The 22,488-nt window shown below is 65.8% G+C and carries 20 protein-coding genes; 17 read left to right on the forward strand and 3 right to left on the reverse strand.

Going from position 1 to position 22,488, the window contains the following annotated elements:
• Positions 1-338 precede the first annotated feature (338 nt).
• Positions 339-2,918 carry a [protein-PII] uridylyltransferase gene (locus tag BFE01S_RS33495; RefSeq protein WP_042339562.1) on the reverse strand — a complete coding sequence of 860 codons (2,580 nt, stop codon included), beginning with the start codon at positions 2,916-2,918 and terminating at the stop codon, positions 339-341.
• Positions 2,919-3,264: 346 nt separating this feature from the next.
• Entirely contained in the window at positions 3,265-4,086 is an 822-nt protein-coding gene (gene map, locus BFE01S_RS33500; protein WP_028229248.1) for a type I methionyl aminopeptidase, read from the reverse strand.
• A 282-nt stretch (positions 4,087-4,368) separates the two neighbouring features.
• On the opposite strand from map, the gene BFE01S_RS33505 reads away from it, so the two are divergent.
• The 17 genes from BFE01S_RS33505 (at position 4,369) to BFE01S_RS33585 (ending at position 21,511) form a co-directional block, all read left to right on the forward strand.
• Positions 4,369-4,617, forward strand: a complete 249-nt coding sequence (locus BFE01S_RS33505) for a hypothetical protein (RefSeq protein ID WP_028229249.1) — start codon at positions 4,369-4,371, stop codon at positions 4,615-4,617.
• A 491-nt stretch (positions 4,618-5,108) separates the two neighbouring features.
• Positions 5,109-5,864: a 30S ribosomal protein S2 gene (gene rpsB / locus BFE01S_RS33510; RefSeq protein WP_028229250.1), complete on the forward strand. Its 756-nt coding sequence runs from the start codon at positions 5,109-5,111 to the stop codon at positions 5,862-5,864.
• Between the two features lie 220 nt (positions 5,865-6,084).
• A complete protein-coding gene (gene tsf / locus BFE01S_RS33515) occupies positions 6,085-6,966 on the forward strand; it encodes a translation elongation factor Ts (RefSeq protein ID WP_028229251.1) in 882 nt (293 codons plus the stop codon).
• Positions 6,967-7,209: 243 nt separating this feature from the next.
• Positions 7,210-7,926 carry a UMP kinase gene (gene pyrH, locus BFE01S_RS33520; RefSeq protein WP_028229252.1) on the forward strand — a complete coding sequence of 239 codons (717 nt, stop codon included), beginning with the start codon at positions 7,210-7,212 and terminating at the stop codon, positions 7,924-7,926.
• A 100-nt stretch (positions 7,927-8,026) separates the two neighbouring features.
• Complete coding sequence (frr, locus tag BFE01S_RS33525) at positions 8,027-8,587, forward strand: ribosome recycling factor (protein WP_028229253.1); 561 nt, start codon at positions 8,027-8,029, stop codon at positions 8,585-8,587.
• A 62-nt stretch (positions 8,588-8,649) separates the two neighbouring features.
• Positions 8,650-9,438, forward strand: a complete 789-nt coding sequence (gene uppS, locus BFE01S_RS33530) for a polyprenyl diphosphate synthase (RefSeq protein ID WP_028229254.1) — start codon at positions 8,650-8,652, stop codon at positions 9,436-9,438.
• A complete protein-coding gene (locus tag BFE01S_RS33535; protein ID WP_028229255.1) occupies positions 9,432-10,241 on the forward strand; it encodes a phosphatidate cytidylyltransferase in 810 nt (269 codons plus the stop codon). The genes uppS and BFE01S_RS33535 overlap by 7 nt, the downstream gene beginning before the upstream one ends.
• 24 nt (positions 10,242-10,265) lie before the next feature.
• The gene (locus BFE01S_RS33540; RefSeq protein ID WP_028229256.1) at positions 10,266-11,447 is read left to right on the forward strand and encodes a 1-deoxy-D-xylulose-5-phosphate reductoisomerase; all 1,182 of its coding nucleotides are present in this window, start codon (positions 10,266-10,268) and stop codon (positions 11,445-11,447) included.
• A gap of 100 nt (positions 11,448-11,547) precedes the next feature.
• Entirely contained in the window at positions 11,548-12,966 is a 1,419-nt protein-coding gene (gene rseP / locus BFE01S_RS33545; RefSeq protein ID WP_028229257.1) for an RIP metalloprotease RseP, read from the forward strand.
• Positions 12,967-13,024: 58 nt separating this feature from the next.
• On the forward strand, positions 13,025-15,331 hold the full coding sequence (bamA, locus tag BFE01S_RS33550) for an outer membrane protein assembly factor BamA (RefSeq protein ID WP_028229258.1): 2,307 nt from the start codon (positions 13,025-13,027) through the stop codon (positions 15,329-15,331).
• A gap of 62 nt (positions 15,332-15,393) precedes the next feature.
• Positions 15,394-15,957 carry an OmpH family outer membrane protein gene (locus tag BFE01S_RS33555; protein WP_156967256.1) on the forward strand — a complete coding sequence of 188 codons (564 nt, stop codon included), beginning with the start codon at positions 15,394-15,396 and terminating at the stop codon, positions 15,955-15,957.
• A gap of 30 nt (positions 15,958-15,987) precedes the next feature.
• Positions 15,988-17,079 carry a UDP-3-O-(3-hydroxymyristoyl)glucosamine N-acyltransferase gene (gene lpxD, locus BFE01S_RS33560; protein ID WP_028229260.1) on the forward strand — a complete coding sequence of 364 codons (1,092 nt, stop codon included), beginning with the start codon at positions 15,988-15,990 and terminating at the stop codon, positions 17,077-17,079.
• 219 nt (positions 17,080-17,298) lie between these two features.
• Positions 17,299-17,766, forward strand: a complete 468-nt coding sequence (gene fabZ / locus BFE01S_RS33565; RefSeq protein WP_028229261.1) for a 3-hydroxyacyl-ACP dehydratase FabZ — start codon at positions 17,299-17,301, stop codon at positions 17,764-17,766.
• A 70-nt stretch (positions 17,767-17,836) separates the two neighbouring features.
• Positions 17,837-18,625, forward strand: coding sequence for an acyl-ACP--UDP-N-acetylglucosamine O-acyltransferase (gene lpxA / locus BFE01S_RS33570; RefSeq protein ID WP_028229262.1), 789 nt, complete (start codon positions 17,837-17,839; stop codon positions 18,623-18,625).
• Positions 18,626-18,628: 3 nt separating this feature from the next.
• Positions 18,629-19,798 carry a lipid-A-disaccharide synthase gene (gene lpxB / locus BFE01S_RS33575; protein ID WP_028229263.1) on the forward strand — a complete coding sequence of 390 codons (1,170 nt, stop codon included), beginning with the start codon at positions 18,629-18,631 and terminating at the stop codon, positions 19,796-19,798.
• Positions 19,795-20,640 (forward strand): ribonuclease HII, encoded by an 846-nt coding sequence (gene rnhB / locus BFE01S_RS41265; protein WP_084170382.1) that lies wholly within the window; start codon positions 19,795-19,797, stop codon positions 20,638-20,640. The genes lpxB and rnhB overlap by 4 nt, the downstream gene beginning before the upstream one ends.
• A gap of 85 nt (positions 20,641-20,725) precedes the next feature.
• Complete coding sequence (locus BFE01S_RS33585) at positions 20,726-21,511, forward strand: TrmH family RNA methyltransferase (protein WP_028229264.1); 786 nt, start codon at positions 20,726-20,728, stop codon at positions 21,509-21,511.
• A 117-nt stretch (positions 21,512-21,628) separates the two neighbouring features.
• On the opposite strand, the gene ppsR is transcribed toward BFE01S_RS33585, so the two are convergent.
• Positions 21,629-22,444 (reverse strand): posphoenolpyruvate synthetase regulatory kinase/phosphorylase PpsR, encoded by an 816-nt coding sequence (ppsR, locus tag BFE01S_RS33590; RefSeq protein ID WP_028229265.1) that lies wholly within the window; start codon positions 22,442-22,444, stop codon positions 21,629-21,631.
• Between the last annotated feature and the right edge of the window lie 44 nt (positions 22,445-22,488).

Here is a 22,488-nt window from a genome sequence, read left to right on the forward strand (position 1 = left end):
GGGCGCCGGCCGGTCTGGCGCGGTCCCCGGTGGCGGCGCCGGCTTTACCGTAAGGTTTCGAGGCCGGCCGGGCCGGACGCTCGCCGGGCGCGGTCCGCGCCGGGCGGCTGTTCGCGTTGCGTTCGCGAGGCGGCGTGGATTTCGCGCCCGTTCGCTCGGACGAACGCGCCGCGCCTTGCGCACCGGCGGGCTTTGCCGCTCGCGGCGCGGGCTCGGCCGGGGCGGCCGGCCGCACGGGCTTGCGCGCGGTCGTGGTCCCGCGGCGGACGGGGGCGCGCTCGGGCGTGGCCGGTCGCGGATGTTTGGCGGTGAGTCGGGCTCGGGTGGACATGGTTATTTCACACGGCTATCGCGCGCAGCAATTCGGTTTCGAGGCGGATCTGCTGGCGGTTGTCGGACAGACCGGTGCCGTCGAGCAGAAACACGTCTTCGACGCGCTCGCCGAGCGTATTGATCCGCGCCGCATGGACGCCGACCCGGTGCTCGGCCAGCACGCGCGCGATGGAATAAAGAAGGCCCGGCCGGTCGTTGGCCGACACGGACAGGATGTAGTACTGGCCACGCTCGTCGGCCCGCAGGTCCACGCGCGGCGTGACCGGGAACGTGCGCGAGAGGCGCGACAGACGGCCCTTCGCCGGTTCGGGCAGCGGGCTGTCGGTGGCGGTGAGGCGCTCCGCGAGTTCCTGTTCGACGAGGTTCGCGATGTCGCGGTAATGCACGTCGCCCTCGGTGTGGGCGACGATGAAGTTGTCGAGCGCGTAGCCGTGGCGCGTCGTGCTCACGCGGGCGTCGAGCACCGAGAGGCCGCTGCGGTCGAAGTAGGCGCACATTGTGGCGAAGAGATCGGGACGGTCCTTCGCGTAGACGAGCACCTGCAACGCTTCGCCGATGGGCGAGGGACGCGCCCGCACGACCGGCGTCGGGGTCTGCACGTGACGATACAGCACGCGCGTTTGCCAGGCGATATCGGCGGCGTCGTGGCGCAGGAAATAGCCCACGTCGAGCTGGTTCCATAGCGCGTCGTGCGCGTTTTCCGGCACCGTTTCGAGACGCAGCAGCGCGATGGCTTCTTCCTGGCGCGTCTTGAGTTCGGAATGCGTGTCGGGCCGCGCGCCGCCCAGCACGGCGAGCGTCGAGCGGTAGAGGTCCTCGAGCAGCTTGCCCTTCCAGTTGTTCCACACCTTCGGGCTCGTGCCGCGGATGTCGGCGACGGTAAGCAGATAGAGCGCCGTGAGGCGCCGCTCGGAGCCCACCAGATCGGCAAAGCGCTTGATGACTTCGGGGTCGCTCGTGTCCTGCTTTTGCGCGACCTGGCTCATCGTCAGGTGATGCTGCACGAGCCAGACCACGAGCGCGGCGTCGTCGCCCTCGATGCCGTGCTCGCGGCAAAAGCGCCGCGCGTCGGCCATGCCGAGCTCAGAGTGGTCGCCGCCGCGCCCCTTGGCGATGTCGTGGAAGAGGGCGGCGACGTAAAGCACCCAGGGGCGCTCGAAGTTCGCGATCAACTGGCTGCAGAACGGGTATTCGTGCGCGTGCTCGGCCACCGCGAAGCGGCGCATGTTGCGCAGCACCATCAGGATGTGTTGATCGACCGTGTACACGTGGTAGAGGTCGTGCTGCATCTGCCCGACGATGCGGCGGAAGTTCAACAGGTAGCGGCCCAGCACGCTGGTCTGGTTCATGAGCCGCAGCGCGTGCGTAATGCCGGCCGGCTGCTTCAGGATCTCCATGAAGAGGCGCCGGTTCTCCGGATCGCGCCGCCAGTGCTGGTCCATCTTTTCGCGCGCGTTGTAGAGCGCGCGCAGCGTGCGCGCCGAGAGTCCCTTCACGCCCTGGACCTGCTCGTAGAGCAGGAAGGCTTCGAGGATCGCATGCGGTTCGCGCTCGAACACGTCGTCGCTGGCGATCTCGATCATGCCCTGCTTCTCGACGAAATGATCGGAGAGCACGCGCGTGACGCCGCTCGTGCTCGGGAAGAGCTGCGCCTCGATGTTCTGGATCAGGATCGTCGCGAGCTGGGTGACCGCCTTGGCCGCCCAGTAGTAGCGGCGCATGAGCTGCTCGCTCGCGCGGCGTGCCGCGGTTGCCTTGAAGCCGAAGCTCTCGGCCACGGCGGTTTGCAGGTCGAAGACGAGGATGTCCTGGCGACGCCCCGCGATGACGTGCAGGCGCGCCCGCAGTGCCTTGAGGAACGTTTCGTTGCGGCGCAGTTCGCGCGCTTCGCGGCCGGTGATGAGCCCGCGCTCTTCGAGCTCGCGCCAGCTGCTGCCGAACGCCGCGGCTTCCGTGATCCACAGGATCAGTTGCAGATCGCGCAGGCCGCCGGGGCTTTCCTTGATGTTGGGTTCGAGCGCATAAGGCGTGTCCTGGAACTTGGCGTGGCGCTGGCGCATTTCCAGCACCTTCGCCTGGAAGAATGCGCGCGGGTCCATCGCGTCGCGGTAGCGCTGCGTGAAATCGGCAAAGAGGCTCGCGCTGCCCGTGATGCGGCGTGCTTCGAGAAGCGAGGTGCGCACGGTGACGTCGTTGGCCGACTCTTCGAGGCATTGCGACACGCTGCGCACGCTGCTGCCGATTTCGAGCCCGAGGTCCCACGCGAGCCCGATGAAGCGCTCGATGCGCGCTTCGAGCGGGGCCAGCGGCTCGCTGTCGGGCAGCAGCACGAGGATATCGACGTCGGAGTACGGCGCGAGCTCGCCGCGCCCGAAGCCGCCCACGGCGACGAGCGCGACCGAAGCCGGCAGATCGCAGGCGTGCCAGGCGCGGCGCAGCGTCTCGTCGGTGACGCGGGCGAGGGCGCGCATCAGCGTATCGACGTTGGCTGCGGTGCGAAAGCGCTCGATCAGCGGGACCTTGGCGGCCCTGTAGTCGGATTTCAGCGTCGAGGTATCGGTGATGGCGACGGCGGGAACGCTCATGGGCTCGGGTTATCCGTGCGCGGGTTGGAAATCGGCCGGCCGAGACGCTGCTCTGGCCGGATCTGCCGGTTTGCTGCCGAGGGCTGGCGGCAAACCGCAAGCGCCGGCGCCGGGGCATGCGCTTGGCGCCGGCGCGGGCAATGACCGTCTGCGATCAGGGCCGCGCGCCTGTGTTGTCGCTTTTACAACGGGATTGTCTCGCGGCCGCGGCGGCCTTGCCAGCCGCCGAAATACTGACCGGGGGCGATGGCCTTGCGGTGACGTTGAGGGCTCCCGCTTGATGATGGCCGCCCGCCGGAACCGGGCGCCTGCCTGAGCGCCCGGGCCGCTCAGGCCACTAGATCATTCAGGCCGCCGTGCCCGCCGCCTGCGCGACGATGGCCGGCTTGGCCGGCGTGCCCGCGGAGACGGTCAGCACTTCGTAGCCGGTCTCGGTGACGAGCACCGTATGCTCCCACTGGGCCGAGAGACTGCGATCCTTGGTCTTGACGGTCCACTGGTCCGGCATCGTGCGGATCTCGCGGCGCCCGGCGTTGATCATCGGCTCGACGGTAAACATCATGCCGGGTACGAGTTCGATGCCCGTGCCGGGGCGGCCGTAGTGCAGCACCTGCGGATCTTCGTGGAACACCGTGCCGATGCCGTGGCCGCAATACTCGCGCACGACGCTGTAGCCCTGGGCTTCGGCGTAGCGCTGGATGGCGTAGCCGATGTCGCCCAGATGGGCGCCGGGGCGGATCTGATCGATCCCGAGCCACATGCACTCGTAAGTCGTCTGGACCAGGCGCTTCACGAGGATCGAGCCTTCGCCCACGATGAACATGCGGCTCGTGTCGCCGAAATAGCCGTCCTTGATGACGGTGACGTCGATATTGAGCGCGTCGCCGTTCTTGAGCGCCTTTTCGCCCGGAATACCGTGGCAGATCACGTCGTTGACCGAGATGCAGGTCGCCTTCGGATACGGCGGGTAGCCGGGCGGCTGGTAGTTCAGCGGCGCGGGGACCGTGCCCTGCACGTTGGTCATGTATTCGTGGCACAGGCGGTCGAGCTCGCCCGTCGTGATGCCCGCGGCGACATGCGGCGTGATGTAGTCGAGCACCTCGCTCGCCAGCCGGCAGGCGACGCGCATCTGCGCGATGTCGTGTTCGTTCTTGATCGAGACTGTCATAATCTATCAACCCCTTGATTTTAAAGGGCTTGGTGTCCGGCCCGGCTCGCGAAGAGCGCGCTTGCTGCCAGTTTTCCCACCATTCATGAAGGCGTAGCGGGTAGACGGTTCAAGGTATGGCCCAAATGAAAAATGGGTCACTGCGTGCTCCGTGACCCATCTACTCGCCGTTAACAGCGTAATTGTACGCGCTTAAACCGTCTCGCGTTGAACTATGGGGGACGATGGGCGGGCTTCGGGGATCGCAAGCATTACCCGTAGAGAGGATTCGGGATAGCAATCTTGACGTTCCTTGACGCCTATTTATCGGGCGCGTTCATCTGCCGCTTTTCATTCGAAATGCCGTATTGGCTCGACGTTTCAATACGTGAGCTTCTCCACCTCGCGGGCCAGCAGGAGCCACTAGACCCCGGCGATATCGAAACGATGGGCCTGCTCGCGCTGTTTCTTGCGTGCTGCCTTGCCGTTGCCATTGTGCTGGGTGCGAGCCTCCGGGTATTGCGAGGCAAGTTGAGAAAGCGGCACGTGTGACTGAGCGTGCCGGATCAAGCTACCCCCGCGCCCGGGCGCGGCTGCCGAGCCAGAAATCTCAAAGCCGCCCAGACCAAACCGCTCCTGAACGGCCGACCCACCGCCAGATCCATCCCGGCCAAAGACCCCCACCCATTCCCGAGGGTAATAGCTGGCTTGAGCGAGCCGCATTCCGCATGCTATAATCATCGGCTAAGTCGATCCCCGTATTCTTTCAAAGTCTGAAGGAAAAACGGCGGGTTGGCGGTGTGTCCGCTGCTGTCGCGGGCACAGGAAGCGCAGGAGCAGGCAACAACGCCGGGGGCGGATGAATCTCCGGCGGTGGCAGTGCAGTAAATACGCGGCGGGCAGTCAAGCCGCGCAGCGTATCAGATTTGACTCGCGAGCCGGCGCATCCAGGGTGTCGCGCGTGCCAGATCCTTTCCTCGGGAAAGGGCGGTGCGAACGATGCGGCAGCCGGCTTCAGACCCAACCCTCACGGAGAATTCAACATGGCAGTTACCATGCGCCAGATGCTGGAAGCAGGTGTCCACTTCGGTCACCAGACGCGCTTCTGGAACCCCAAGATGGCCCCCTTCATCTTCGGTCATCGCAACAAGATTCACATCATCAACCTCGAAAAGACGCTGCCGATGTACAACGACGCACTGAAGTACGTGCGTCAACTGGCATCGAACCGCGGCACGATCCTGTTCGTCGGCACGAAGCGTCAATCGCGCGACACGATCTCCGAAGAGGCAAACCGCGCCGGCATGCCGTACGTGAACGCGCGCTGGCTCGGCGGCATGCTGACCAACTTCAAGACGCTGAAGGTTTCGATCAAGCGCCTGAAGGACATGGAAGCGTCCGTGGAAGCAGGTGAACTCGAAAAGATGAGCAAGAAGGAAGCGCTCCTGTTCGAACGCGAAATCGCCAAGCTGCAAAAGTCGATCGGCGGCGTGAAGGACATGGGCGGCATTCCGGACGCGATCTTCGTGGTCGACGTCGGCTACCACAAGATTGCCGTGACGGAAGCCAACAAGCTGGGCATCCCCGTCATCGCCGTGGTCGACACGAACCACTCGCCGGAAGGCATCGACTACGTCATCCCGGGTAACGACGACGCCAGCAAGGCAGTCGCGCTGTACACGCAAGGCGTGGCCGACGCAATCCTCGAAGGCCGTGCGAATGCGGTGAACGAAGTGGTTGCAGCCGTGCGCGGCAACGACGGCGACGACGAGTTCGTCGAGGTCAATTCGGAGGCGTAAGCTGCCCCGTGTCCGGCAAGAAAAGGGGGCTTTCCATAGGCCCCTTTTTTTTAAGCCGCGACTTTCGGCCGCCCGGTGCGAGGCGCGAGATTTCGCGTCATGTCCGTGTCATAGGGGCGGCACAGCGAGACTGTAAAAAAGCATGTCTCGCGGAAACGAATTCCTGCCGGCTGCATCGAATGGCGGTCGGCGTGTACCAGACAGACTCAAGGAGCGAATGATGGCGGCAATTACCGCAAGCATGGTGGCAGAACTGCGCGCGAAAACCGACGCGCCGATGATGGAATGCAAGAAGGCGCTGACGGAAGCCGACGGCGACATGGCACGCGCCGAAGAACTGCTGCGCGTGAAGCTCGGCAACAAGGCGAGCAAGGCCGCATCGCGCGTGACGGCCGAAGGCGTGATCGCTTCGTTCGTCGGCGGCAATGCCGGCGCCGTGGTCGAGCTGAACTGCGAAACCGACTTCGTCGCGAAGAACGACGACTTCCTCGCCTTCGCGAACAAGGTGGCCGAACTGGTCGCCACGCAAAACCCGGCTGACGTCGCCGCCCTCTCGGCGCTGCCGTTCGAGGGCTCGACGGTTGACGCAGTGCGCCTCGCACTCGTCGGCAAGATCGGTGAAAACCTGTCGATCCGCCGCTTCTCGCGTTTCGAAACCTCGAACAAGCTGGCTTCGTACCTCCACGGCACGCGCATCGGCGTGCTGGTCGAGTACACGGGCGAGCAGGAGCAGGTCGGCAAGGACGTGGCGATGCACATCGCCGCAATGAAGCCGGTCTCGCTCTCGTCGGACGACGTGCCGGCCGACCTGATCGCCAAGGAGCGCAGCATCGCCGAGCAGAAGGCTGCCGAATCGGGCAAGCCGGCTGAGATCGTCGCGAAGATGGTCGAAGGTTCGGTCCAGAAGTACCTGAAGGAAGTCTCGCTGCTGAACCAGACGTTCGTGAAGAACGACAAGCAGACGATCGAGCAGATGCTGAAGGCCGCCGGTTCGTCGGTCCAGAAGTTCGCGCTGTTCGTGGTCGGCGAAGGCATCGAGAAGCGCCAGGACGACTTCGCCGCCGAAGTGGCCGCGCAAGTGGCTGCTGCAAAGCAGCAATAAGGTCCGCGCGAAAGTACGGCCGTAGCAGCCGTCAGCGCAGCAGTTGCAGTACCAGCAGCATTGCAGTAGCCGCGGCGGAGCGTCTCCGCCGCGGCGGGCAGCGTAGCGGCACCTGAGCGCGAGCCAGCCCTCGCCGCGCAAGGTGGCGCTTCTGGCACCGTCATTTCTGACAGTGCTTGCCCGAAGCCGTATTTCACCCCTACAGTTTCAAGTTATTGCCTTTCCGCGCGATCTGGATACCCCATGCCCACACCCGCCTATAAACGTGTCCTGCTCAAACTCTCCGGTGAAGCCCTGATGGGCGACGATGCCTTCGGCATCAATCGCGCCACCATCGAACGAATGGTGGCGGACGTGGCCGAGGTGGTGCGGCTCGGCACGCAGCTCGCGGTGGTGATCGGCGGCGGCAACATTTTCCGCGGCGTCGCGGGCGGCGCGGCCGGCATGGACCGCGCGACCGCCGACTACATGGGCATGCTCGCCACGATGATGAACGCGCTCGCGCTGCAGGACGCCATGCGTCACGCCGGCATCGAGGCGCGCGTGCAGTCGGCGCTGCGCATGGACCAGGTGGTCGAGCCGTACATTCGCCCCCGCGCGATTCGCCAGCTGGAAGAAGGCAAGGTCGTGATCTTCGCGGCCGGCACGGGCAACCCGTTCTTCACGACCGATACGGCCGCCGCGCTGCGCGGCTCGGAAGTGGGCGCGGAAGTCGTGCTGAAGGCGACCAAGGTGGACGGTGTCTATTCGGCGGACCCCAAGAAGGATCCCACGGCCACCCGCTACTCGACGATCAGCTTCGACGAGGCGATCGGCCGCAACCTGCAGGTCATGGACGCGACGGCGTTCGCGCTGTGCCGCGACCAGAAGCTGCCGATCCGCGTTTTTTCGATCGTCAAGCCGGGCGCGCTCAAGCGCATCGTTCAGGGCGAAGACGAAGGTACGCTCGTCCACGTGTAAACTCTCGCCGTACGAGAGGCTCGAATGCGGCCTCGCGGCTCCCGGGGCACCCCGGGGCGCCCGCGGGCTTGTACCGTCTAGAAGTTTCGGAGGTTTCAAAATGGCTGTGGCTGACATCAAGAAGGGCGTCGAGCAGAAGATGCAGCGCTCGATCGAAGCGTTCAAGGGCGATCTGGCCAAGATCCGCACGGGCCGGGCGCATACCGGTCTGCTCGATCACATCCAGGTCGATTACTACGGCTCGCCCGTGCCCATCTCGCAGGTCGCGAACCTGACGCTCGTCGATGCGCGCACCATCGGCGTCCAGCCGTGGGAAAAGAAGATGGTCCAGGCCGTCGAAAAGGCGATCCGCGAGTCGGATCTGGGCCTGAACCCGGCCACGCACGGCGACATGATCCGCGTGCCGATGCCCGCGCTGACCGAAGAGCGCCGCAAGGAGCTCACCAAGATCGTCAAGAGCGAAGGCGAAACGGCCAAGGTGGCCGTGCGCAACCTGCGCCGCGACGCCAACGAGCAGCTCAAGAAGCTCGTGAAGGACAAGGAAATCTCGGAAGACGACGAGCGCCGTGCGGGCGACGACGTCCAGAAGCTGACCGACCGCTTCGTGACCGAGATCGACAAGCTCGTCCAGACCAAGGAAGCGGAAATCATGACGGTCTGAGGCCGCAAGGCTCTCAGTCCCGCCAGGGTTTCCTTCCTTATTGCAGTTTGAGTCCGACGGCCATGACCTATACCAGCTCAACCGTTCGCGTGCCCGACGTGGCGGCCGTGCCGCGCCACATCGCGATCATCATGGACGGCAATGGCCGTTGGGCGACGCAGCGCCGCCTGCCGCGCGTCGCGGGGCATACGCGCGGCGTCGACGCCGTGCGCTCGGTCGTCGAAGCCTGTGTCGAGCGCGGCGTCGAGTATCTGACGCTGTTCGCGTTCAGCTCGGAGAACTGGCGCCGTCCGACCGACGAGGTGTCGTTCCTGATGCGCCTCTTCGTCACGGCGCTCGAGCGCGAGGTCGGGCGTCTGCACGCGAACGGCATTCGCCTGTGCGTGGTGGGCGACCTGTCGATGTTCAACGAGCGCATCCAGGACCTGATCCGCCGCGCCGAAACCAAGACGGCCCGCAATACGCGTCTCACGCTCACGATCGCCGCGAATTACGGCGGCCGATGGGACATCATGCAGGCCACCCGCAAGCTGGTGGAGGAGAGCGCCCGCGCCGGCGAGCCGGTGGCGGTCACCGAGGACACGCTCGGGCAGCACCTCGCCATGGCCTATGCGCCGGAACCGGATCTCTTCATCCGTACGGGCGGGGAGCAGCGCGTCAGCAATTTCCTGCTGTGGCAGCTCGCTTACGCCGAATTCTATTTCACCGATACGTACTGGCCTGACTTCGACGCCGCGGCCCTCGGCCGCGCGATCGATTCTTATGCCGAGCGCGAACGCCGCTTCGGTCGCACGAGCGCCCAGCTCGATACCCAGAAACAATCCCAGAACGCCGACTCGCTTTCATGCTAAAGACCCGTGTCATCACGGCGATCGTCCTGCTGGCCGTCTTCCTGCCGGTCACGCTGTTCGCGCCGGTGGCGGCGTTCGGCGCGCTGATCGGCGTCGTCGTGGTGTTTGCCGCGTGGGAGTGGGCGCGCCTCCTGAAGGCCGGTTCGACCGGCTCCCTCGTCTATGCCGCGATCGCGGCGGCCGTCGTCGCGCTCTCCACGCGGCTCGATGCGCCGCGGCCGCTCTTCCAGGCCGCGGGCATTTTCTGGATCGTGGCCGGCCCTTACGTGCTGCTGCGCAAGCCCGTGCTCGCCGCCGGCGCCTGGCGCACGTTCCTGCTGGCCGCGGGCCTCGTAATCTTCGCCGCGTGCTGGCATGCCCTTGTTGCGGCGCGCACGGCGGGCGTGGCGTTCGTGCTGTCGCTGCTGCTGGTCGTCTGGCTGGCCGATATCGGCGCATACTTTGCCGGTAAGGCCTTCGGGCGCCACAAGCTCGCGCCCGCCATCAGCCCGGGCAAGACCTGGGAGGGCGCGGCGGGCGGCTGGGCCGCCGTGATGGCGGTGTCGGTGGCCGCGATCGTGCTGCACGCGTTCGAGCCGACGCTGTATTCCGCGCTGGCGGCCGCCCTCGGGGTCGGCCGCGCGCTCTTCGTGCTTTCCGTGCTGGTCGCCTTCAGCGTGGTGGGCGACCTGTTCGAGTCGATGATGAAGCGCCAGGCCGGCGTGAAGGATTCGAGCGGCCTTTTGCCGGGCCACGGCGGGGTGCTCGACCGCATCGACGCGCTGTTGCCGGTGCTGCCGCTCGCCATGCTGCTGCTCGGCTAGAAGCGCTCGGCTAGAGAATTGAATATGCAAAAACGACTGACATTGCTCGGATCCACGGGCTCGATCGGAGACAGCACGCTCGACGTCGTCGCGCGTCATCCGCAACGCTTCTCGGTGTACGCGCTCACGGCGCACCGCAACGGCGACAAGCTCGTCGAGCAGTGCCTGCGCTTTGCGCCCGAAGTGGCCGTGGTCGGCGACGCCGCAACGGCCGCGCAGGTCGAGAAGAAGCTGCGCGAGGCGGGTTGCCGCACCATCGTGACCTACGGGCCGCAAGCGCTCGTGGACGTTTCGAAGAGCGACGGCTGCGACACCGTGGTGGCGGCCATCGTCGGCGCGGCGGGTCTTGCGCCCACGCTCGCGGCGGCGCGCGCCGGCAAGCGCATTCTGCTCGCCAACAAGGAAGCGCTCGTGATGTCGGGCGACATCTTCATGGACGCGGTGCACGATCACGGCGCGGTCCTGCTGCCCGTGGACAGCGAGCACAACGCGATTTTCCAGTGCCTGCCGCTCGACGCGGCCCAGCACGGCGGCGTCTCGAAAATAGTCCTCACCGCGTCGGGCGGCCCGTTTCGCACGCGCGAGCCGGCCACGCTCGTCGACGTGACGCCCGAGGAAGCCTGCAAGCATCCGAACTGGTCGATGGGCCGCAAGATCTCGGTCGATTCGGCGACGATGATGAACAAGGGCCTCGAGGTGATCGAGGCGCACTACCTGTTCGATTTGCCGGGCGAGCGGATCGAGGTGCTGATCCATCCGCAAAGCACGATCCATTCGATGGTGTCGTATGCGGACGGTTCGGTGCTCGCGCAACTGGGCAATCCCGACATGCGTACGCCGATCGCGCACGCGCTGGCGTTCCCGGATCGCGTCGATTCGGGCGTCGCGCAGCTCGATCTCACGCAGGTGGCCACGCTCACGTTCGAGAAGCCCGATTACCAGCGCTTCCCCTGCCTCGCGCTCGCCATGAAGGCGCTCGCGGAAGGCGGCGTCGCGAGTGCGACGCTCAATGCGGCCAATGAGGTCGCGGTGGAGGCGTTTCTCAACCGCCGCATCGGTTTCATGGCGATCGCGCAGACGGTCGATGCCGTGCTCAACGCACTCGGAAACACGAGCGCGTCGAGTCTCGACGTCGTGCTCGAAGCCGATGCCGCCGCGCGCCGTGCGGCGCACACCCTCATCGACAGCTTGCCGGTGCCGGCCTGAAGCGCTTTCAGGAGCACGGGCGGGGGCGCCGGCAAGGGTGTCCGCCGAGGCTCGCGCCCGGGCCTCGCGAGGACTGGCACGCTGTTAGCAGGAGATACGGATGAACCTGCTCACCGAACTGGTGGCTTTTGTCGTGGCGATCGGCGTGCTCGTCGTCGTGCACGAATACGGGCATTACAGCGTCGCGCGCCTGTGCGGCGTGAAGGTCCTGCGCTTTTCGATCGGCTTCGGCCGGCCGCTCCTGCAGTGGGTCAGCAAGAAGAGCGGCACCGAGTGGACCATTTCGGCGCTGCCGCTGGGCGGCTACGTGAAGATGCTCGACGAGCGCGAGTCGCCCGGCACGATTGCGCCGGATGATCTCGCGCAGGCGTTCAATCGCCAGTCGGTGGGCAAGCGTATCGCGATTGTAGCGGCCGGCCCCATTGCCAATTTCCTGCTGGCCATCGCGCTGTTTTCGCTGGTTTTCGCGACCGGCGTGAACGAGCCGGCGGCGATCGTCGCCGCGCCTGCCGCACAGAGCGCGGCCGCGAGGGCGGGTTTCCAGGGCGGCGAGAAAATCGTTTCGGTCAGCGATGCAAACGGCAGCGATACGGAAGCCGTGCGCTCGTGGTCGGATCTGCGCTGGAAGCTGATGTCTGCGGCATTCGATCGCAGCCGCGTCGTGCTCGTTGCTCGTGACGGCGGCGGGACCTACGACTTTCCGCTCGACCTCTCCAACCTGAGCGGCAAGGATCTCGACGACGACTTCATGTCGCGCCTCGGCCTCGAGCCGGGCGGCGGCACGCTGCAGGTCGCGGGCGTCGAGCCGGGCAGCGCGGCTGAGCAGGCGGGGCTGCAGAAGGGCGATCGTCTGCAGGCGATCGACGGGCGTCCGGTCGATAGCGCGAACACATTCATCGCATATGTGAAGGGCCATGCGGGCAAGCCGCTGCACATCGAGGTGCTGCGCGGGCAAGCGGACGAAGGGCAGCAGGGCGGGCAGGCGCAGCAAGGCCAGCCGGCCCGGAGCGTCACGCTCACAGTCGTGCCCCAGGTTCAGACCGACGACGAAACGGGCGAGCAGGTGGGCCGTATCGGCGCGGCGCTCTCCGCGCAGGCGCCTTCGGTGGACGTGCGCTACGGGCCCGTTGAAAGCCTGCGCCTCGGCGCGTATCGCACGTGGGACATCGCGGCGTATTCGCTGCGGATGTTCGGCCGCATGATTACGGGCGAAGCGTCGCTGAAGAATCTGTCCGGCCCGGTCACGATTGCCGACTATGCGGGCAAGAGCGCGCGGCTCGGGCCGTCGGCGTTCCTCTCGTTCCTCGCCCTTGTCAGCATTAGCCTGGGGGTGCTCAACCTGCTCCCAATTCCGGTTTTGGACGGGGGGCATCTGTTATATTACGTGGTTGAAGCCGTAACGGGCAAAGCCGTTTCGGATCGCTGGCAGCTCGTGCTGCAGCGGGCAGGGCTGGCCTGCATCGTCGCATTGTCAGCGATCGCATTGTTCAACGATCTGGCCAGGCTAATCCATTTTTAAAGTGTCTGGCGGCGTCCTCGGGCGGCCGGATGCAGCTATACATACTTGGGGAAGCACGTTGTTTAGACCTCATCGCCTGGTTCCGAAGTCGGTTGCAGCAGCGGCGGTTGCCGCACATGGACTGGTTGTTCACGCAGCAACCACGCCTTTCGTGGTTCAGGACATCCGCGTCGAAGGCCTGCAACGCATCGAGCCGGGCACCGTATTCGCCTACCTGCCCATCAAGCAGGGCGACACGTTCAACGACGACAAGGCTTCCGGGGCGATCCGCGCGCTCTACGCAACGGGCTTCTTCAACGACGTGAAGATCGCGGCGCAAGGCGACGTGGTGGTGGTCCAGGTTCAGGAGCGTCCGGCGGTGGGCTCGATCGACTTTTCGGGTCTGCACGAGTTCGACAAGGACAACCTCACGAAGGCGCTCAAGTCGGTCGGGCTCGCGCAGGGCCGCTATTACGACAAGGCGCTCGTCGATCGCGCCGAGCAGGAGCTCAAGCGCCAGTACCTCACGCGCGGCTATTACGCGGCCGAAGTGACGACCACCGTTACGCCGATCGAGCGCAGCCGCGTGGGCCTGCTGTTCTCCGTCGTGGAAGGTCCGAGCGCGAAGATCCGCCAGATCAACTTCATCGGCAACAAGGTGTACAGCACCGGCACGCTGCTCTCCGAGATGCAGCTCTCCACGCCGAACTGGTTCTCGTGGTACACGAAGGCCGACCTGTATTCGAAGGACAAGCTCACGGGCGACCTCGAAAGCCTGCGCTCGTACTACCTGAATCACGGCTATCTCGAGTTCAACATCGACTCGACCCAGGTTTCGCTCTCGCCCGACAAGAAGGACATGTACCTCACGATCGGGATTCACGAAGGCGAGCCCTACAAGGTGTCGGCCATCCATCTGTCGGGCAACCTGCTCGACCGCGGGGCCGAACTCGACAAGCTGATCACGATCAAGGCGGGCGAAACGTTCTCGGCCGCGAAACTCACTGCGACCACGAAGGCGCTCGTCGACAAGCTCGGCGAATACGGCTACGCATTCGCGACCGTGAATGCCGTGCCGCAGATCGACCGGGCGAACCATACCGTCGATCTCGCGCTGCAGATCGATCCGGGCCGCCGCGTCTATGTGCGCCGTATCAACGTGGTCGGCAATACGCGTACGCGCGACGAAGTCGTGCGTCGCGAAATGCGCCAGCTCGAAAGCGCGTGGTTCGATTCGAACCGCCTCGCGCTTTCGAAGGACCGCGTCAACCGCCTCGGCTACTTCACCGACGTGGACGTGAGCACGGTGCCCGTGGAGGGCACCGCGGACCAGGTGGACGTGGACGTGAAGGTGGCCGAAAAGCCGACCGGCGCGATCACGCTCGGTGCGGGCTTTTCGTCCACGGACAAGGTCGTGCTGTCGGCCGGCGTGTCGCAGGACAACGTGTTCGGCTCGGGCACCTCGCTCTCCGTGAACGTGAACACCGCAAGGTCGTACCGCACGCTGGCTGTCACGCAGGTGGATCCGTACTTCACGGTGGACGGCATCAAGCGCATTACCGACGTCTACTACCGCACGTACCAGCCGCTCTACTACTCGACCGATTCGAGCTTCAAGATCGTCACGGCCGGCGGCGACCTGAAGTTCGGCATTCCGTTTTCGGAGGTCGATACGGTGTACTTCGGCGCGGGCTTCGAGCAGGACCGCCTCGACACCGACCAGTACACGCCGCAAAGCTACCTCGACTACGTGGCCGAGTTCGGCCGCGTGTCGAACAACGTGCCGCTCACGATGGGCTGGTCGCGCGACGCGCGTGACAGCGCGCTCGTGCCGAGCCGGGGCTATTTCACGCAGGCGAACGCCGAATTCGGCACGCCCGTCGGCAGTACGGAGTACTACAAGGCCGACGTGCAGGCGCAGTACTATTATTCGTTTGCGCGCGGCTTCGTGCTCGGCATGAACGTTCAGGCCGGCTACGGCAACGGCCTGGGCGGCAAGCCGTATCCGATCTTCAAGAACTACTACGCCGGCGGCATCGGTTCGGTGCGCGGCTATGAGCCGAGTTCGCTGGGTCCGCGCGACAAGACGACGGGCGACCCGATCGGCGGTTCGAAGATGGTGGTCGGCAATATCGAACTGATGTTTCCGCTGCCGGGCACGGGCTATGACCGTACACTGCGCGTCTTCACGTTCCTCGATGGTGGTAACGTCTGGGGGACCGAAGGCAACAGCGTCGGCGCGAATGGCCTGCGTTACAGCTACGGTGTGGGTCTTGCGTGGATTTCGCCGATCGGGCCGCTCAAGCTGAGCATGGGCTTTCCGATCACGAAGCACGAAGGCGATCAGTACCAGAAGTTCCAGTTCCAGATCGGGACGGCGTTCTGAGCGGTGCCGCGCGAAGGCGTGGCACGGCAGGAACGGGAATCCAGAGAATCGAGAGGATGACTTTGCTAACGGGTATGTTTTCAAGACGGATGTTCGGGGCCATGGCGCTGTCGCTGGCGGTATTCGCTTTCGGCGCGGGCGCGGCCCAGGCCCAGGAGGCGAGAATCGCGGCGGTCAACTCCGACCGCATCCTGCGCGAATCCGCCCCCGCGAAGGCTGCGCAAACCAAGCTGGAAGCCGAGTTTGCCAAGCGCGACAAGGATTTGCAGGACATGGCGCAGCGCCTGAAGGCCATGTCCGACGCGCTCGACAAGAACGGGCCGTCGATGTCGGCGACCGATCGCGCACAGAAGCAGCGCGACCTGTCGCAACTCGACAGCGACTTCCAGCGCAAGCAGCGCGAGTTTCGCGAGGACCTGAACCAGCGCCGCAACGAGGAGCTTGCGGCGGTGCTGGACAAGGCCAACAAGGTGATCAAGCAGATCGCCGAGCAGCAGCACTACGACCTGATCGTGCAGGAAGCAGTCTACGTGAGTCCGCGCATCGACATCACCGATCAGGTGCTGAAGGCGCTCGCTTCCGCAAACGGCGCGATCCCGGCATCGGGTGCCAGCAGCACCAATTGACGCAAAGAACAAGGCAGGAGCAGCACGAGCATGGCTTTCACGCTTGAGGAACTCGCCGGGCGTTTTGGCGGTGAAGTGGTCGGCGACCCGGCGCAGCGCGTCGGCTCGCTTGCACCGCTCGACCAGGCCGGTCCGCAACAACTGGCGTTCCTCGCCAATCCGAAGTACCTGGCGCAGGTCGAAACGACCCGCGCCGGCGCGGTGCTCATCAGCCCGGACGATCTCGCGAAGGTCGCTTCGAGCGAGGCCGATGCGCACGGCGCCCGCAACTTCATCGTCACACCCAATCCGTATGCTTATTTCGCGCGCGTCGCGCAGGCGTTCATCGACCTCGCGGCGCCGAAGGTGCAACCCGGCGTGCACCCGGGCGCGAATGTCGACGCCACGGCAAAGGTCGCTGCGAGCGCGGTGATCGGCCCGAACGTGACGGTCGAGGCGGGCGCCGTGATCGGCGAGAACGTGCGCCTCGACGCGAACGTGTTCGTCGGCCGCGGCACGCAGATCGGCGCGGATTCGCACCTGTACCCGGGCGTGGCCGTTTATCACGGCTGCCGCATCGGCGAGCGTGCGATCGTGCATGCGGGCGCCGTGATCGGCTCGGACGGCTTCGGCTTCGCCCCCGATTTCCAGGGCGAGGGCGAGGCGCGCACGGGTAGCTGGGTCAAGATCCCGCAGGTGGGCGGCGTGTCGATCGGTCCCGACGTGGAGATCGGTGCGAACACGACCATCGACCGCGGCGCCATGGCCGACACGATTATCGAAGCGTGCGTGAAGATCGATAACCTGGTGCAGATCGGGCACAACTGCAAGATCGGTGCGTACACCGTGATCGCGGGCTGTGCCGGTATCGCGGGCAGCACCACGATCGGGCGGCATTGCATGATCGGCGGCGCGGTGGGCATTGCAGGGCACGTGACGCTTGCCGACTACGTGATCGTCACGGCGAAGTCGGGCGTCTCGAAGTCGCTGACGAAGCCCGGCATGTACACCAGCGCGTTTCCGGCCGTGGATCACGCGGACTGGAACAAGAGCGCCGCGCTTTTGCGCAATATCGACAAGCTGCGCGACCGCATCCGGGCGCTCGAAGCGGCGCTCGCCGACAAGCCGCAAGGCGGCGCCTGAGTCGCAAAGGCGCATTAACAAAGGCATTTCCGGGGTACTTGGGGCGAGACGGCTGTGGCCGGCGTGCAGTGCAGGACGCTGGTTTTCGCGGCCGGATCGCGCTCCGGGCAGATCCGCATGCCCGATTTCGCGTGCGTAGCGCATACTGCGCGCAAGCGCGCGCGGCGTCGGCATCGGCACCGCTAGTCATCGCGCAACTCCTGCGTGAGCAGAAACACCATGAACATCGAAAAACTCAACTTCGACATCCACAAGATCCTCACGCTGCTGCCGCATCGCTATCCGTTCCTGATGGTGGACCGGGTTCTCGAGCTGGAGCCGCACAAGAGCATCACGGCGTTGAAGAACGTGACGGTCAACGAGCCCTTTTTCACGGGCCATTTCCCCACGCGTCCGGTCATGCCCGGCGTGATGATCCTCGAGGCGCTCGCGCAAACCGCCGCGCTCCTCACCTTCTCGGAAGAGCAGCAGGACTTCACGAACACGCTCTACTACTTCGTCGGCATCGACGGTGCGCGCTTCAAGCGCGTGGTGGAGCCGGGCGACCAGCTGATCCTGAACGCCACGTTCGAGCGCTACATGCGCGGCATCTGGAAGTTCAAGGCGCGTGCGGAAGTGGACGGCGTCGTCGCCTGCGAAGCAGAGCTGATGTGCACCGTGAAGAAGAACGACGCGCCCGCGCAATAACGCGCGTCGCGTAGTGTCCGCGCGCGCCATGCGGTGCGCCGGCACGCAACTGAAATCGAAGCGAGGGCGAATGAGCAGGATTCATCCCACTGCAATCGTCGAAACGGGCGCGCAGGTCGACGAGACGGCCGAGATCGGCCCGTATGCCATCGTCGGCGCGCACGTGAGCATCGGTGCGCGCACCGTGGTCGGGTCGCACAGCGTGCTCGAAGGCCATACGACGATCGGCGAAGACAACCGCATCGGTCATTACGCATCGGTGGGCGGGCGTCCGCAGGACATGAAGTACCAGGACGAGCCCACGAAGCTCGTGATCGGCAACCGCAACATGATCCGCGAGTTCACGACGCTGCATACGGGCACGGTGCAGGACACCGGCGTCACGATCATCGGCGACGACAACTGGATCATGGCCTACGTGCACGTGGGCCACGACTGCCGTCTCGGCAACAACGTGATCATGTCGAGCAATGCGCAGCTCGCGGGCCACGTGATCGTGGACGACTACGCCGTGATCGGCGGCATGACCGGCGTGCACCAGTACGTGCGCATCGGTGCGCACGCGATGGTGGGCGGCGCTTCGGCGCTCGTGCAGGACGTGCCGCCGTTCGTGATCGCCGCCGGCAACAAGGCGGTGCCGCACGGCATCAACGTCGAGGGCCTGCGCCGCCGCGGTTTCTCGCCCGACGCGATTTCGGCGCTGCGCTCGGCCTACCGCACGCTCTACAAGAACGGGCTTTCGCTCGAAGAGGCGAAGGTCCAGCTCGCGGAGCTGGCGGGCGCCGGCGGCGACGGCGATGCCTATGTGAAGGCGCTGATCGACTTCGTCGAGCAGTCGCAACGCGGCATCATCCGCTAACCGATGGCGCTCTCGACCCGCCCTCTGCGGCTCGCGATGGTGGCCGGCGAGCCGTCCGGCGATCTGCTCGCCGCGTCGCTGCTCAGCGGACTCGCGGGCCGTCTGCCCGATACGACGCAGTACTACGGAATTGGCGGCCCGCGCATGATGGCCGCCGGTTTCGACGCGCACTGGCCGATGGACAAGCTCACGGTGCGCGGCTACGTCGAGGCGCTCAGGCATATTCCCGAGATCCTGCGCATTCGCGGCGAGCTCAAGCATCAGGTGCTGGCCGATCCGCCCGATGCGTTCGTCGGCGTCGATGCGCCGGACTTCAATTTCGGCCTCGAGCATTCGCTGCGCGCGGCCGGCATTCCCACGATCCATTTCGTCTGCCCGTCGATCTGGGCGTGGCGGGGCGGCCGCATCAAGAAGATCCAGAAGTCCGTGGATCACATGCTGTGCGTGTTCCCGTTCGAGACGGCGATTCTGGAGAAGGCCGGCGTGGCGGCGTCGTACGTGGGCCATCCGCTCGCCGACGAGATTCCGCTCGAGCCCGATGTGCCGGGTGCGCGCCGCGCGCTGGGCCTGCCCGAGAGCGGGCCCGTGATCGCGGTGCTGCCGGGCAGCCGCCGCTCGGAGATCAACCTGATCGGGCCGACGTTCTTCGACGCGATGCAGATCATGCAGCAGCGCGAGCCGGGCCTGCGCTTCGTGATGCCGGCGGCGACGCCCGCGATCCACGCGCAGTTGCAGGAACTCGCGAATGCGCACCAGGGGCTTGCGCTGACGATTATCGACGGCCAGTCGCAGCTCGCGATGACGGCCGCCGATGCGATTCTCGTGAAGAGCGGCACGGTGACGCTGGAAGCGGCGCTGCTCAAGAAGCCCATGGTCATCTCGTACAAGGTGCCCTGGCTCACGGGCGAGATCATGCGCCGCCAGGGCTATCTGCCCTATGTGGGTCTGCCGAACATTCTCGCGGGCCGCTTCGTCGTGCCCGAAATCCTGCAGCACTTCGCGACGCCCGAGGCGCTCGCCGACGCCACGCTCACCCAGTTGCACGACGAGGCGAACCGGCGCACGCTGACAGAAATTTTCACCGAGATGCATCTGGCGCTGCGCCAGAACACGTCGCAGCGCGCCGCGGAAGTGGTGGCGGGCATCGTGGAAAGCCGCAGAGGACGGGCATGACGGGCGACGGGTCGAATAGTGCAGCGAAGGGCGCGGCCCGGCGTGGCCGCGCCAGCGCGCCGGCAGCGGGTGCGGGTGCCGGCAAGGTGCCCTCGAAAGCCCCTTCGAAGGCGGCGGCGAAGCGCGCGACGCGCCATGCGTTCGCGCAGCAGGCCGGCTTGCTGTTCGAGTCGCCCGAGGACGTGATTTGCGGCGTGGACGAGGCAGGGCGAGGCCCGCTGGCCGGTCCCGTGGTGGCGGCGGCGGTGATTCTCGATCCGGCGCGCCCCATCGAGGGGCTCGACGACTCGAAGGCCCTGAGCGCCAGGACGCGCGACGTGCTTTACGACCTCATCGTCGAGCGTTCGCTCGCCTGGTGCGTGGCATCGGCGACGGTCGAGGAGATCGACACGCTCAATATCCTGCACGCGACGATGCTGGCCATGCGGCGCGCGGTCGAGGGGCTTCCCGTGACGCCCACGCTCGCGAAGATCGACGGCAACCGCTGCCCGGTGCTGCCGGTGCGCAGCGAAGCCGTGATCGGCGGCGACGCGCTGGTGCCGAGCATTTCGGCGGCGTCCATCATCGCGAAGGTGACGCGCGACCGCCTGCTGCTGGACCTGCACGAGGCGCATCCGCTCTATGGGTTCGACGCGCACGCCGGCTACGGCACGCCGCAGCATCTGGCGGCGCTGCGCGAGCATGGCCCCTGCGTGCACCATCGCCGCTCGTTTGCGCCGGTGCGCGAAGCCTATGCGCTGCAAGGCATCGTGCTGACCGGCATGGCGTCGGCGGAACGCGCGGCGGACGGTTTCGAGGCCGGCGACGCCTGCGCGTCGTCAGGCTCAAGCGCGCCGTTCTGACGCGTTGGCGCGATATGGCGCGATATGGCGCCGCTACGCGCGGCGCCTCTTTTCCTTCATCTTTGATTCCATCGGCAGGCCGCCCGTGAAAGCCATTACCTCACGCGACAATCCGCTCTACAAGCGCCTGAAGGCGCTGGCCGGCTCGACGCATCAACAGCGCAAGAGCGGCCAGGCGCTGCTCGAAGGCTTCCACCTGGCGAGCGCCTGGCTCGACGGCGGCGGCCAGCCCGAATACTGCATCGTGACCGACGGCGCGCTCGCGCACGAAGAGGCGCAGGCCATCGTCGCGCGCATCGACGAGCGGCGCGTCGTGACGCTGCCCGACGCGCTCTTCGGCCAGCTTTCGAACGTCGTGCATGGCGTCGGCATGCTGCTGCTCGTCGATACGCCCGAAGCCGCGCTGCCGCACCGTGTGTCGTCCACCTGCGTGATTCTCGACGGCGTGCAGGACGCGGGCAACGTCGGCTCGATCCTGCGCAGCGCGGCGGCCGCGGGCATCGACCGGGTCTTCTGCACGCCGGGCACCGCTTACGTGTGGTCGTCGAAGGTGCTGCGCTCGGCCATGGGCGCGCACTTTCTGCTGGACGTGTTCGAGAACGTGGAACCGGCGGCGCTGGCGGAACTGCTGGGCGTGCCCGTCGTCATCACCGATTCGCACGGAGCCGTGGCGCTGGACGAATGCGACCTGACCGGGCCGCTGGCCTGGGTGTTCGGCAACGAAGGGGCTGGCGTGTCGCAGACTTGGCGCGACGCGGCCGCGCACCGCGTGACGATCCCGCAGCCGGGCGGCATGGAGTCGCTGAACGTGGCCGCGGCGGCGGCGGTGTGCCTCTTCGAGCAGTGCCGGCAGCAGCGTCACGCACGCTGAGTGCTTAGCGCCTCTGAAACAAAAAACACCTGCCCGGTTCAAGCCGGGCAGGCGTTTTCGCTTTGAAGTCCGGATTCCGGACCCGGGCGTCAATGAGCGGGCCTCAATCAGCGGGCCTCAATAAGCGGGTTTGTCGATGCGGATTTCCTGGAGGATCGTCGTGGCGATTTCCTCGATCGACTTGTGCGTGGAGGACAGCCACTTGATGCCCTCGCGGCGCATCATCGCCTCCGCCTCGTTGACTTCGTAGCGGCAGTTTTCCAGCGCCGCGTACTTGCTGCCGGGGCGGCGCTCGTTGCGGATTTCCGTGAGGCGCTGCGGGTCGATCGACAGGCCGAAGATCTTCGAGCGATGCGACAGCAGCGAATTGGGCAGCTTGCCGCGCTCGAAATCGTCGGGGATGAGCGGATAGTTCGCCGCCTTCACGCCGTACTGCATCGCGAGATACAGGCTCGTCGGCGTCTTGCCGCTGCGCGAAACGCCCACGAGGATCACGTCGGCGTCGGCGAGATTGCGGTCCGACTGGCCGTCGTCGTGCGCGAGCGAGAAGTTGATCGCCTCGATGCGGTTCTTGTACTCGTCGGTGTCGGCGTTCTGGTGGCCGCGGCCCATCGCGTGGCTCGACTTGAGCTCCAGCTCCTGCTCCAGCGGCTCCACGAAGGTCTGGAACATGTCCAGCACGAGGGCGTTCGAGCGTTTGACGATCTCGTTCGAATGGCTGTCCACGAGCGTCGTGAAGACGATCGGGCGGCGGCCTTCCTGCACGGCCGCTTCGTTGATCTTCTCGGCGGTCGAGTAGGCCTTGTCGGACGAATCCACGAACGGAACCCGGATCAGGCGGAACTTCTGGTCGAACTGGGAGAGGATCGAGTGCGCGAAGGTCTCGGCGGTAATCCCGGTACCGTCGGAGACGATGAATACGGTGGGCGGCATCGTTTGAAGCTGGGTACGTGCGCTGCTACAGGCGCTGGAGGAGG

Source organism: Paraburkholderia ferrariae NBRC 106233, from assembly GCF_000685035.1.
Classification (GTDB): domain Bacteria; phylum Pseudomonadota; class Gammaproteobacteria; order Burkholderiales; family Burkholderiaceae; genus Paraburkholderia; species Paraburkholderia ferrariae.

Coding starts and splice junctions, on each gene's coding strand:
- rpsB (WP_028229250.1), top strand. CDS start 5,109: ATGGCAGTTACCATGCGCCAGATGCTGGAAGCAGGTGTCCACTTCGGT.
- frr (WP_028229253.1), top strand. CDS start 8,027: ATGGCTGTGGCTGACATCAAGAAGGGCGTCGAGCAGAAGATGCAGCGC.
- lpxB (WP_028229263.1), top strand. CDS start 18,629: ATGGCGCTCTCGACCCGCCCTCTGCGGCTCGCGATGGTGGCCGGCGAG.
- ppsR (WP_028229265.1), bottom strand. CDS start 22,444: ATGCCGCCCACCGTATTCATCGTCTCCGACGGTACCGGGATTACCGCC.
- uppS (WP_028229254.1), top strand. CDS start 8,650: ATGACCTATACCAGCTCAACCGTTCGCGTGCCCGACGTGGCGGCCGTG.
- lpxD (WP_028229260.1), top strand. CDS start 15,988: ATGGCTTTCACGCTTGAGGAACTCGCCGGGCGTTTTGGCGGTGAAGTG.
- BFE01S_RS33535 (WP_028229255.1), top strand. CDS start 9,432: ATGCTAAAGACCCGTGTCATCACGGCGATCGTCCTGCTGGCCGTCTTC.
- BFE01S_RS33495 (WP_042339562.1), bottom strand. CDS start 2,918: ATGAGCGTTCCCGCCGTCGCCATCACCGATACCTCGACGCTGAAATCC.
- rnhB (WP_084170382.1), top strand. CDS start 19,795: ATGACGGGCGACGGGTCGAATAGTGCAGCGAAGGGCGCGGCCCGGCGT.
- fabZ (WP_028229261.1), top strand. CDS start 17,299: ATGAACATCGAAAAACTCAACTTCGACATCCACAAGATCCTCACGCTG.
- rseP (WP_028229257.1), top strand. CDS start 11,548: ATGAACCTGCTCACCGAACTGGTGGCTTTTGTCGTGGCGATCGGCGTG.
- BFE01S_RS33540 (WP_028229256.1), top strand. CDS start 10,266: ATGCAAAAACGACTGACATTGCTCGGATCCACGGGCTCGATCGGAGAC.
- pyrH (WP_028229252.1), top strand. CDS start 7,210: ATGCCCACACCCGCCTATAAACGTGTCCTGCTCAAACTCTCCGGTGAA.
- map (WP_028229248.1), bottom strand. CDS start 4,086: ATGACAGTCTCGATCAAGAACGAACACGACATCGCGCAGATGCGCGTC.
- tsf (WP_028229251.1), top strand. CDS start 6,085: ATGGCGGCAATTACCGCAAGCATGGTGGCAGAACTGCGCGCGAAAACC.
- lpxA (WP_028229262.1), top strand. CDS start 17,837: ATGAGCAGGATTCATCCCACTGCAATCGTCGAAACGGGCGCGCAGGTC.